This is a genomic window from Aeromonas rivuli, assembly GCF_000820045.1.
GTDB classification, from domain to species: domain Bacteria; phylum Pseudomonadota; class Gammaproteobacteria; order Enterobacterales; family Aeromonadaceae; genus Aeromonas; species Aeromonas rivuli.
In genome coordinates this window covers 1-11687 of the sequence record NZ_CDBJ01000024.1, presented here as the reverse complement: position 1 = coordinate 11687, position 11687 = coordinate 1, and the positions used below count along the sequence as shown (strand labels likewise).

General features: G+C 62.0%; 11 protein-coding genes. 5 read left to right on the top strand and 6 right to left on the bottom strand.

The genetic code is table 11. The features are described from left to right. Window positions 1–456: 456 nt before the first annotated feature. Window positions 457–792 carry an endonuclease domain-containing protein gene (locus BN1130_RS04050; protein ID WP_042040479.1) on the top strand — a complete coding sequence of 112 codons (336 nt, stop codon included), beginning with the start codon at window positions 457–459 and terminating at the stop codon, window positions 790–792. Window positions 793–921: 129 nt separating this feature from the next. On the opposite strand, the gene BN1130_RS04045 is transcribed toward BN1130_RS04050, so the two are convergent. Further along, window positions 922–1488, bottom strand: coding sequence for a TetR/AcrR family transcriptional regulator (locus BN1130_RS04045; RefSeq protein ID WP_042040478.1), 567 nt, complete (start codon window positions 1486–1488; stop codon window positions 922–924). Window positions 1489–1647: 159 nt separating this feature from the next. Between BN1130_RS04045 and BN1130_RS04040 the strand changes: the two genes are divergently transcribed. Further along, entirely contained in the window at window positions 1648–2685 is a 1038-nt protein-coding gene (locus BN1130_RS04040) for an alkene reductase (RefSeq protein ID WP_042040477.1), read from the top strand. 243 nt (window positions 2686–2928) lie between these two features. Continuing rightward, window positions 2929–3840 (top strand): bifunctional helix-turn-helix transcriptional regulator/GNAT family N-acetyltransferase, encoded by a 912-nt coding sequence (locus BN1130_RS21495; RefSeq protein ID WP_042040476.1) that lies wholly within the window; start codon window positions 2929–2931, stop codon window positions 3838–3840. A gap of 84 nt (window positions 3841–3924) precedes the next feature. On the opposite strand, the gene BN1130_RS04030 is transcribed toward BN1130_RS21495, so the two are convergent. The 4 genes from BN1130_RS04030 to BN1130_RS04015 all read right to left on the bottom strand — a co-directional run bounded on the left by BN1130_RS04030 (window position 3925) and on the right by BN1130_RS04015 (window position 9213). After that, window positions 3925–4878, bottom strand: a complete 954-nt coding sequence (locus tag BN1130_RS04030; RefSeq protein ID WP_042040475.1) for a bile acid:sodium symporter family protein — start codon at window positions 4876–4878, stop codon at window positions 3925–3927. Window positions 4879–4991: 113 nt separating this feature from the next. Beyond that, window positions 4992–5330 carry a nuclear transport factor 2 family protein gene (locus tag BN1130_RS04025; protein WP_042040474.1) on the bottom strand — a complete coding sequence of 113 codons (339 nt, stop codon included), beginning with the start codon at window positions 5328–5330 and terminating at the stop codon, window positions 4992–4994. A 169-nt stretch (window positions 5331–5499) separates the two neighbouring features. Then, the gene (prfC, locus tag BN1130_RS04020) at window positions 5500–7086 is read right to left on the bottom strand and encodes a peptide chain release factor 3 (RefSeq protein WP_042040473.1); all 1587 of its coding nucleotides are present in this window, start codon (window positions 7084–7086) and stop codon (window positions 5500–5502) included. 234 nt (window positions 7087–7320) lie between these two features. Further along, window positions 7321–9213, bottom strand: coding sequence for a GGDEF domain-containing protein (locus tag BN1130_RS04015; RefSeq protein ID WP_052448183.1), 1893 nt, complete (start codon window positions 9211–9213; stop codon window positions 7321–7323). A gap of 202 nt (window positions 9214–9415) precedes the next feature. Between BN1130_RS04015 and BN1130_RS04010 the strand changes: the two genes are divergently transcribed. Continuing rightward, the gene (locus BN1130_RS04010) at window positions 9416–10423 is read left to right on the top strand and encodes a diguanylate cyclase domain-containing protein (protein WP_232301924.1); all 1008 of its coding nucleotides are present in this window, start codon (window positions 9416–9418) and stop codon (window positions 10421–10423) included. On the opposite strand, the gene BN1130_RS04005 is transcribed toward BN1130_RS04010, so the two are convergent. Continuing rightward, a complete protein-coding gene (locus tag BN1130_RS04005) occupies window positions 10416–10883 on the bottom strand; it encodes an Lrp/AsnC family transcriptional regulator (protein ID WP_232301923.1) in 468 nt (155 codons plus the stop codon). The two genes, BN1130_RS04010 and BN1130_RS04005, sit on opposite strands and share 8 nt — an antisense overlap. 133 nt (window positions 10884–11016) lie before the next feature. Here BN1130_RS04005 and BN1130_RS04000 point away from each other — a divergent pair. After that, a partial coding sequence (locus tag BN1130_RS04000) for a DMT family transporter (protein ID WP_052448182.1) occupies window positions 11017–11687 on the top strand: 671 nt, incomplete at its 3' end.

Here is an 11687-nt window from a genome sequence, read left to right as displayed (position 1 = left end):
CGGGTTGAAAGACTTGATGAAGGAACTGGTGAGCCCGGTGTAAGCCCGCTGCGTCTGGCACACTCTCAGCGGCACGCCCAGCAACCGGCCTTGATCTGGTTGAAAGACTTGATGAAGGAACTGGTGAGTCCTGACTGATCCCCCTCATCCCCAGCCCTTCTCCCGCGAGGGGAGAAGGGAGTAGATCGGCGTTAAATAGAAAGAATCGGGACAGCAGACACGCCAAAGCGACAAAGCGACAAAGCGACAAAGCGACAAAGCGACAAAGACCCAAAATGCCAAGGCTTCAATGTTTTGGCACTATGAGGCCCTTTGTGATCTTCACTTTCAAGGATTCCCCGATCGGTTCCCTCTCCCTCTGGGAGAGGGCCAGGGTGAGGGCTGCTATGACCAGCGGGTGAGCAGACTGGCGGATGGCTATACCTATATAGGTTCAAACAGCACCGCAGGTTCGTGATGAAGACCCATCCTTTCGCCAAACACCTACGTACCGAAGCGACCCTGGCCGAACAGAGGCTCTGGTTCCAGCTTCGCAATCGCCGGTTTGAGGGGCTCAAGTTCCGCCGCCAGTTCCCTGTCGGGCCCTACATAGTGGACTTCATCTGCCTGGAACAGCGGCTGGTGATCGAGGTCGATGGCTCGCAGCATAATCAGCCGGAGGGTCAACAACAGGATGAGGCCAGAACGGCCTATCTCAATGGCGAAGGGTTTCGGGTGATCAGGGTGTGGAATAACGAGGTCCTGGGGCGGATGGATGGGGTGCTGGCGTTTATCAGATTGTCATTGCAGTGACTAGATTCCCCCCCTCATCCCCAGCCCTTCTCCCGAGGGGGGAGAAGGGGGCAAACACCCGGCTGCGAGGGCCATTCTCAGAAACAACAGTGGCTCCCGCGGGAGCCACTGTTGTTTCCCTCTCCCTTGTCAGGCGCGCAGGGAGGCCATGATCTGGCTGACCACATCGCCGAGCAGCTCGGGCTCGGGACGACACTGGCCGACGGTGACCAGACCCTGGATGCTGACCAGCAGGAAAGCGGTCAGGGTGGGGGTGGCGACCTCAGCGCCAAGCTGCCCCTTCCCTCTGGCTTGTTCGAGCACGACCGCCAAATCCTCCTCCAACTCGCCATAGTTCGCCTTGAGGCGCAGACGCAGCTCCTCATCCTGTTCGGCAAGCTCCACCAGGGTGCGGGTGATCAGGCAGCAACCATCCAGAGTATCGCTCACCACCTGCCGCAAAAAACCCTCGATGGCCGCCAGTGGCTCACCCTGTGCAAACCGGGCTCGACGACAGGCCCGCTTGCTCTCGATGTAGTGATCCACCGCCGCCAGCAACAGGCCGCGCTTGTTGCCAAAGGCCGCGTAGAGACTGCCAGGGTGCAGACCGGTCGCCGCCACCAGATCCTGCATGGTGGTCTTGGCATACCCCTTGGATCGAAATGCTTCCATGGCATTTTGCAAGACGGTTTCGCGGTTGAACTCGGCGCTGCGCATCGGGGATCCTGTGGCTAGGGGTTGATATGGCGGCAAGTCTACCCCAGGGGCAGGGTCGGGCCAACTTATCTTGAATGCACATTCAAAAAAGACTTGCACACAAAGCAAAAAACATCTTGAATGCACGTTCAAGAATCATCTTCCCCAGGACACATCGCCATGGATACTCTGTTTCAGCCTTATCGCCTCAATGCCAGCCTGACCCTGGCCAACCGTTTCATGATGGCGCCGCTGACCCGCTGCATGGCTGGCCCCGGCCTGGTGCCGACCGAACAGATGGCTGCCTATTATGGCCGCCGCGCCGACATCGGCCTCATCATCTCCGAAGCGACCATCATTCGCCCGGACGGTCAGGGCTATCCGGACACCCCCGGCCTCTACAGCCCTGAGCAGATCGCAGGCTGGAAGAAGGTGACCAGCGCCGTGCATGCCAAGGGCGGCAAGATCTTCGCCCAGCTGTGGCACGTGGGCCGGGTCTCCCACTCCTTCTTCCACGGCCAGCAGCCGGTCGCCCCGTCCGCCATCGGCCTGGAAGGCACCCTGCCGCGCATGCGCGAACTGAGCTATCCGGTGCCGCGCGCCCTGACCGTGGATGAGATTGTCGAGCTGACCGAGCAGTACGCCCAGGCCGCTGCCAACGCCATGGAAGCCGGTTTTGACGGGGTCGAGATCCACGGCGCCAACGGCTACCTCATCGATCAGTTCCTGCACCATGCCAGCAACCTGCGCGATGACCAATATGGTCAGACCCCGGAGAACATGAGCCGCTTCGCCCTGGAGGTCGTGGATGCAGTCAATGCCCGCATCGGTGGCGATCGGGTTGGCCTGCGCCTCTCCCCCGGTGCCTATGCCCACATGGAGGGCGATGTCCGGGATCGCGCCGTCTTCGACTACCTGCTCGGCGAGCTGAACCAGCGCACCCTGGCCTATCTGCATCTGGGCATCTTCGATGACAGCCTCACTTTCGATTACCTGGGTGGCCGCGCCTCCGATTACCTGCGCGAGCAGTACGATGGTCATCTGGTCGGGGTCGGCAACTACAGCGCAGAAACCGCTGCCGAAGCGATCAAGGCTGACCGCTTCGATCTTATCGCCATCGGTCGCCCGCTCATCGCCAACCCGGACTATCTGGCGCGGGTGAAAAAATCCGAGCCCCTGGTGCCCTACTCCGACACCATGCTGGCCGAGTTGGTCTAAACCCTGGCATAAGGCCTGGACAGAGCCCTGTTCAGGCCATGGCGTCCCCTCACTATTTTTTGACCAAGGATGGGATCCGCGCCCCGGCGCGGGTTTCCAATGTTTGGGCCCTCTCAGGGCCCTTTTTTTTGCCCGCCTTTCCGCCCCTGCTGGCGGCTCAGCCGAGCGCCCCAACAAAAAGGTTGTTGATAACAACCTGATGGTTATATTGGTTGTCATCTACAACCAAAAGGACAGACAGAGATGGATCCCCGCCCCCTGCGCGCCCTGTCGCGCGATCTGGTTCGTGAACTCGGCATGCTCTCCCAACAGTGCGGCTCCCTGGCCCTCAGCCCCCTCGAAGCCCATCTGCTGATCGAGCTGGAGAGCGGCCCCGCCACCAATCAGCAACTGGCCGATCGGCTGCGCATCGACAAGTCCAACGCCAGTCGCCCCCTTGCCCGGCTCGCCGAGCGAGAGCTGATCGCCTGGCAGGCCCATCCCTCGGACGGGCGCAGCAAGCAGGCGAGCCTCACCGCCCATGGTGCAGCTCAACTGCACGATCTGCACCGACAGATGGATGAGGCCATGAGCGATACCCTGGCTCAGCTCGCCCCCGAGGAGAGCGAGCGGCTCTGGGAGGGGTTGCGGCTCTATCGCAGCGCCCTGTCCCGTGCCCGTCGCCAGCAGGGTTATCGCATTCGCTCCATCGCTCCCGAAGATAACGCCGCCATCGCCGCCGTGGTGCGCCGCGTCTCCGCCGAATATGGCCTCACCGCCGACAAGGGTTACGGCGTGGCCGATCCCGTACTCGACGAGCTGTTTGAGACCTACCACCGGGCCGCGAGTCACTACTGGGTCATTGAAGGGCCGGACGGCACCATTCTTGGCGGCGGTGGCATAGCGCCGCTAGCGGGAGAGGAAGGGGTGTGCGAGTTGCAGAAGATGTACTTCCTGCCCGACTTGCGCGGGCTGGGATTGGGGCGACGACTGGTGTTGCAGGCGTTGGAGGAAGCCAGGCAACTCGGCTACCAGCACTGTTATCTGGAGACCACGGCCAGCCTGCGCGAGGCGACCGCACTCTATGAATCCCTCGGTTTCGAGCACTTGCCTGGGCCGCTCGGCAGCACAGGTCACGACGCCTGCGAGATCTGCATGGTGAAATCCCTTGGCTAGACCAGCAGGCCAGTGCGGCCACAGATTGCACTAGACAAGCAATCACCCTGGCGTCCCGAGGGACGCCAGGGTGACGGGTCTCTCTTAGCTCTCTTTGATGGCCGCCTGGTCAGCGTCCCGAGTGACCGGGGCCAGGGGGCGTTTGGCCCAGAACCCGGCGAGCAGGGAGCCGGACAGGTTATGCCAGACCGAGAACAGGGTGCCCGCCACGGCGGACGCCGGGGTGAAGAACTTCATCGCCAGCGCGGTGGCCAGTCCGGAGTTTTGCAGGCCCACCTCGAAGGCGACGGTGCGGCAGATCCGCTCGTCGAAGCCGAGCCATCGGCTGACCCAATAGCCCGCGGTGATGCCGATGCCGTTATGCAGTATCACCGCCAGCGCCACTATGGGACCTATGGTGGCGAACTGGCCGGCATTGAGAGCGACCACTATGGCGATGATCAGCACGATGGCCGCCATGGAGATGAGGGGCAGCACGGGTTCAAGCCTCTCGGTCAGCGCCTGCAGCCAGCTATTGAGCACGACCCCGATGACGACCGGCACCAGCACTATCTTGACCAGGCTCAGCAGCATATCCAGCACGGGGACATCGACGCTCTTGCCCGCCAGCAACTGTACCAGCAGCGGGGTGATGATGACCCCCAGCAAGGTGGAGAGCGCCGTCATGGTGATGGAGAGCGCCACGTCCCCCTTGGCGAGATAGCACATCACATTGGATGAGGTGCCGCCTGCGACACTGCCCACCAGCACCATGCCCACGGTCAGTTCGGCATCGAAACCGAGCAAGAGGCTGATCAACAGCGCCGCCAGCGGCATGACGCTGAACTGCAACACCAGTCCCAGCCCGATGGCTCTCTTGTTGTTCACCACATCGATAAAATTCTTGGGGCTGAGGGTCAGCCCCATGGCCAGCATGATGATGGTAAGCAACGGCACTATCTGCGTCTTGAGGTCAACGAACAACGCTGGCTGCCAATAAGCCAGCAGGGAAAACAGCAAGGCCCAGAGTGGGAACAGGTTGGTAATGCGTCCAAGCATGACGATCTCCTTATGGTGATTCGAACGCGGGCAAAAAAAGAGGGCCCGCGAGGGCCTTCTCTTATATCAGCTTTACCCGCAGGAGACCCGCTCGCCGTGCCATCACAGCCGCATCAGGACGGGAAATAAAACCAGGCGGTCTTGATGAGGCCGGCTTCTACCTCGAACACGGCCAGGCTCTCAAGCGGCTCGGGGGAGAGGCCATGGATCCGTTCATGATCAAACACCTTGTTGCCCATCACCGTCCTCGACAGCAGCTCGGCCCGCAGGGCCGGATTGTTGAAGCGATGCTCGGCATAGAAAGCCCCCAGCGCCCCCTTGCCGACGGTGGAGGGAGCCTCTGTCGGCATCCGGTACCCCTTGAACTCCTCGGCAAAGCAGGCGAGAAAGGCGGTGAGATCCCGAGCATTGTAGGCTTGAAATTGTGCCTCTACGGGCAGTTCGGCGCACATCTGTCACTCCCTGATGATGGAACAAGGTCCTTTATAGGGCGCTTTGCTCCCCCTGTCGATAGCCATGCCCAGGCACCATTCCCAGCCCCCCATCGCCCTGCTGCACAGACAAAAAAGACCCCGCCAGTGGGCGGGGTCTCTCTTATCAGCAACACAAGGTTACGCGGGATCAGTGCTCGCGGGTCTGGCGGAACAAGACGTCCGGGTGACGCTCCTGAGACAGACGCAGGTTGACCATGGTCGGTGCGATATAGGTGAGGTTGTCACCGCCATCCAGGGCCAGGTTAACCTCGTTCTTGCGCTTGAAGTCTTCGAACTTCTTGACGTCAGTGCCTTCCACCCAGCGGGCGGTGGCGACGTTGACCGCCTCGTACAGGGCCTCGACGTTGTATTCGCTCTTCAGACGCGAGACCACCACGTCAAACTGCAGCACACCGACCGCGCCGACGATGAGGTCGTTGCTGATCAGCGGACGGAACACCTGCACCGCGCCCTCTTCGGAGAGCTGTACCAGCCCCTTGAGCAGCTGTTTCTGCTTAAGCGGATCGCGCAGGCGAATGCGGCGGAACAGCTCGGGGGCGAAGTTCGGTATGCCGGTGAACTTCAGCATCTCGCCCTGGGTGAAGGTGTCACCGATCTGTATGGTGCCGTGGTTGTGAAGCCCTATGATGTCACCGGCGCAGGCCTCGATGGCCTGCTCGCGGTCACCGGCCATGAAGGTGACGGCGTCGGAGATGTTCACGTCCTTGCCCAGGCGCACATGGCGCATCTTCATGCCCTTGCTGTAAGTCCCTGACACTATGCGCATGAAGGCGATGCGGTCGCGGTGCTTGGGATCCATGTTCGCCTGGATCTTGAACACGAAACCGGAGAACTTCTCCTCGGTCGCCAGCACTTCACGCTCTTCGGTCTTGCGCGGCATGGGAGACGGCGCCCAGTCGGTCAGGCCGTCCAGCATGTGGTCAACGCCGAAGTTACCGAGCGCGGTACCGAAGAAGACCGGGGTCATCTCGCCGGCGATGAAGGCGTCGTGATCGAACTCCGGGGAGGCGCCTTGCACCAGCTCCAGTTCACCGCGCAGCTGGGCAGCCAGATCTTCACCTATGGCGGCGTCCAGTTCCGGGTTGTTCAGACCCTTCACCACCCGCTTCTCCTGGATGGTGTGACCCTGACCGGTCTGATAGAGGTAGGTCTCATCCTTGTAGAGGTGATAGACCCCCTTGAAGGATTTACCGCAGCTGATGGGCCAGGTGATGGGGGCGCACATGATGTTGAGCTCGCGCTCCACCTCGTCCATGACCTCCATGGGGTCGCGCACTTCGCGGTCCATCTTGTTCATGAAGGTGAGGATGGGGGTATCGCGCAGCCGGGTGACTTCCATCAACTTGCGGGTGCGGTCTTCGACGCCCTTGGCGGCATCGATCACCATCAGGCAGCAATCCACGGCGGTAAGGGTACGGTAGGTATCTTCGGAGAAGTCCTCGTGACCCGGGGTATCGAGCAGGTTGACCAGGCAATCGCGGTAGGGGAACTGCATCACCGAGGTGGTGATGGAGATGCCACGCTGCTTCTCCATCTCCATCCAGTCGGATTTGGCATGCTGGCCCGAGCCACGGCCCTTGACGGTACCGGCGCGCTGAATGGCCTGTCCGAACAACAGGACTTTCTCGGTGATGGTGGTTTTACCCGCATCCGGGTGCGAGATGATCGCAAAAGTGCGTCTCTTGGAGACTTCACTCAGAAATTCAGCTGACATAGTTCGACGTTCTTCTATTGAGCGGCGGCCTCAAGCCACCGTGGGAAATAAGAGATTGCGACGCGCGCAACGCGAGCCAACCCGAGCAGGGCGGGTCTGATGAAAAGCGAAAGGCGTTGCGTTACATGGGTGCGAGTGTCCGGCGTCTTAGCAAAATTGCGCCACATTATACCCGCGCGAGTGAAAAATACCCAGCCCGGCATGCGCCGGATCTGCCTGCGGAGTCCATGGCGGTCAGTCGGCGCGACACACTCGATTGCGACCGCCCTGCTTGGCGCTGTACATGGCCTCGTCGGCGCGATGGATCAGCTCGCTGAGGCTCTCTCCCTCGCGCAGCTGGGCGCAACCGATACTGACCCGGACCGGGTACTCGGCGGGCAATTCGGCTACCTGGAGTGCCGCCACCTGCTGGCGCACGCGCTCCGCCACCTCGGCGGCCTCGGCCAGCAGGGTGTCGGGCAGCAACACCAGAAACTCCTCGCCACCGTTGCGCCCCACCCTGTCCAGACTGCGCAGCGCCTCAGAGAGGCAGTTCGCCACCGCGACCAATACCCGATCCCCCGCCTGATGACCCCAGCCATCGTTGATCTGCTTGAAGTGATCGATGTCGATAAGCAGCAGGGAGAAGGGTTGATCCAGGCTCTTCGCCTGCTGCAGCATGGTCTGCGCCTGGGCCTGGATCTGACGTCTATTGTGGATGCCGGTCAGCTCATCCGTCATGGCGAGCCTGCGCATCTTGCGACTGCGCCTGAGTTGATAGAGCACCATGGATCCGAGCAGCAGCAGTGCCAGCACTGTCACCAGCGTCTGCCAGTAGCGCCGCTCCTGGACCCGATCCAGCAGCTGAGTCTGCAACGCCTGGTGAGTCTTGAGGTTCTCGTTCTCCGCCTCCTTGCGCGCCAGGTCGAACTCGAAGCGCATCTGGATAGAGCGCTGGGCGCCGAGATCCCGCTCCAGCGCCTCCCTGATCGCCACGTAGCGTTTGAGGGAGGCCAGGGCGGCGGCGGCCTCCCCCTGTTTTTCCAGGATCCGTGCCTGCACCCGGTAGATAGTGCCGAGGAAGCGCTTGTTATGCTCCTGAATGAAGATGGGTTCGGCCACCGCCAGGAAGTAGAGCGCCCGGTTTAGCCGGCCGTGGGCCTCCTCGGCCAGCCCCATGACCAGCCGCCACTGGCCCAGGGTGGCAGCGTCCGTCTCCTGTTTGCGATTGAGCAAGGTCTCGGCCTGCTGCAAGTGGACCAGCGCCTCATTCACTCGCCCCAGTTTGAGCTGGCTGTGGGCAACCTCGGTCAACGCCCAGGCCTCGTCCATGCTCCACCCCTTGCCCTTGAAGTAGCTGGCCGCCCCCGTAAACAGTGCCAGCGCCTCGGCGTGGCGCCCCGTGTCCGAGTAAAGAATGCCGAGTTGAGCCCGAATATCATTCAGGTTCTCCTCATCGCCTTGCTGCAGGTAGGCATTCTCCAGCTCCTTGAAGTATTCGAGGGCCCGATCAAACACCTCCATGCGGCGATAGGTATTGGCTATCTCCCCCAGCTGGTGCAAACGCCAGGCCTCGAGCCCGAGTCGCTCATAGAGGTCGTGGGCGACAAGCTGATCCTTGAGACCGGCGGCCAGCTGCCCTTGATAGGCCTGCATGTTGCCGCGATAGCTCAGGGCGTCCGCCATCAGCCGCTGGGCCCCCGCCGCCTCCGCCAATTTGAATGCGGCATCATAGTCGCGACGGGCATTGGTCATCTCGCCCAGCAACTGGTTATGCCAGCCCCGGCAGTTGAGCAGGGCAATCTCGGTCAGCTTATCCTGCCGTGCCCGCGCCTGTTGCAACTGCTGGCTGGCAAAGGTGATGGCGGCGCTGTAGTCGCTGGTATTCTCGGCAGGCTGGGCCCAGCACTGCAGGCTCACCAGGCGGCCATAGAGGGGGTGGGTCGCATCGATCTGCCCTGACAGCCCCTGCACCCTGGCCTGAAAATCCCTGTGGGGCTGGAAGCCATTCTCCAGCTGAGTCAGCTCGCTAAGCAGGGATTCGCCCCTAGGGAGCCCATGCTCGGTATCATGAGGGATTGCCCAGACGGGCCCCATCAGCAGGGTCAGGCAGAGCAACCAGGGGGAGAGATGATGTACGCCGATCACGGGCCTCCAGCGGCATTTATTTGATAAATCGAATAATTGGCCTTTCTATCATATCCTGCAACCGGTGGACTTATGGTGAAATAATCATCCATTCCCTCTATAGTCAGCGCTCTAACCGGGGCCAAGAGACGCCGTATCATCCTGAGCCCTCCCCCACGGCCTGTGCCATATGCCAGGGCATCCAGAGACAAATGGTCCCAACGTGACAGGAAAGGTCCCCCAGGATTACGAGGCGCTGCTTGCCGCCTACCGGAAACTGCAACAGGAAAACGAGCGGCTCAAGCGCATCGCCGATGACGCACGGGAGAAGCTGGACGCCGCCATGGATGGTACCGGTCTGTGCATCTGGCAAAACCATATTCCCACCGGCAAGCTCGTCATCTTCAATCGTCGCTGGGGCGCCATGCTCGGCTATCAGCCCAAGGAGATGGAGGCTCACTTCGACGTCTGGCGTGCGCACCTGCATCCGGAAGACAGGGAGCGGGTGCTGCAAGCCTTCTTCGATCACCTCAATGGCAAGACCCCTTTCTATCAGGCACTGCACCGCATGCTGGCCAAGGATGGCAAGGTGACCTGGGTGCTGGACAGGGGCCGGGTCGTGGAGCGGGATCAGGCAGGCAATCCCCTGCGGGTCATGGGTTCCCACATGGATGTCACCCACGAGAAGGAGTACGAGCAGCAGCTCGCCCTGCTCGCCCACAGGGATCCCCTCACTCACCTGCTCAACCGCGCCGCCTTGCAGCGCCAGTTTCCCGGTTCCCATCAGACCCTCTGTTTCATCGATCTGGATGACTTCAAGCAGGTTAACGACAGCCTGGGCCACAGGGCCGGTGACGAGTTGCTGGTCGAGCTGGCCCGCCGGCTCAGGAGCATCTGTCCCGAGGAGGCCATCCTCGGCCGTCTCGGGGGGGACGAGTTCATACTGCTGCTCTCCTGGTCAAGCCGGGATGCCCGCACCTTGCAGCTTGCCCAGGCTTGCCAGCAGGCCATCTCGGCCCCCGTCCCCCTCGCCAACGGCGAAGCCAGCATAGGGTTGAGCATGGGGATAGCCCAGATCCGGCCTCAGGATGACTTCAGCACGGCCCTGGCGCGGGCGGACAAGGCCATGTATCAGGTCAAGCATGGGGGAAAACGCGGCTTCCATATCGCCCATCCCAGCGGCCAGCCCCTGCTCGATCAGGAGCAGGTCAACGAGCGGGCCCTCAGATAGGCAGCGGCCCCATCACCTTGACCGCACGAATGGCGAAGTGGCTATTGATGTCATTGACCATCGCCAGAGATTGCAGGCGCCGCACCCACTGCTCGTAAGCGGGCAAGTCGGGCACCACCACTTCCAGCAGATAGTCATAAGTCCCCGAGACGGTATGGCAGCTGATGAGCTCCCCCATGGCGGACACCGCCTGCTCGAACGCCTCCACCAGCGCCTCCTTGTGCTGGCTGAGCCGCACATTGACGAAGACGGTGATCCCCAGCCCCAGTTTCTCCCGCGCCAGTATGGCGCGATAGCCCTCGATATGGCCCTCGCCCTCCAGCCGCTTGAGGCGTCGGGCACAGGGTGACGCGGACAAGCCCACCTGTTGAGCCAGTTCCACCGTGCTGAGTCGGCCATCCTGTTGCAGCAGCCGCAGCAGTTGTAAATCTATCCTGTCGAGCATTTGGGTGTTTTCCATCAAAAGTCCCTTTCAAATCACCTGAAGCCACCAATATACCCCCGAAATCACCAAGAGTTTGCCCTGAAACACCCCTCGACTTGGCGGGATAATCGAGGCTCACCCCTGAAGCCTGACCATGCAAGGAGCGCCTGTGTCTCACCTTCCCCATTCCCGCCTCGGTGGCTGGGCCGCAGCCCTGGCGACAGTGCTGCTCTGGTCCGGCTTTTTTCTCTCCCTCAAGGCAGGAGCCCAGGCCAGTCTGCCCCTGCTCGGCCTTGCGCTGCTCCGTTACGGGGTCCCCGCCCTGCTGCTGGCCCCCCGTTACTGGCAGGCCAGAGTCAGGTTCAAGGCCGTGCCTGCCCGCTGGCGGCTCGCCATCATGGTCGGTGCCGGGATCCCCTTCTTCTGGCTGGGGGCCAGCGGCATGCAGCTTGCCCCCGTCAATCAGGGCAGCGCCCTCATCCCGGGTCTGGTACCACTCTGGGTCGCACTGCTGTTGTGGGGACTGGGGGAGCGCTGCGGCCCGGGGCGTCGGCTCGGACTGAGCCTGATCGCCTCGGCGCTGCTGGTGATGATACTGACCGGCGCCCCCGGGATCTGGCTCGGTCAGCTCCATTTCATCGGTGCCGCCCTGCTCTGGGCTCTGTTTACCCTGGGTGTGAAGCGCAGCGGGCTGGGCCCATTGGATGCGGCCGCCCTGGTCGCCGTGCCCTCAACCCTGGTGTTGCTGCCCATGGTGATCTGGCAGGGCTGGCCAGCGGGTGGCACAGTGCAGATCTGGATATGGCAGGGGATGATACAGGGGGCGGGGGCGGGTCTGGG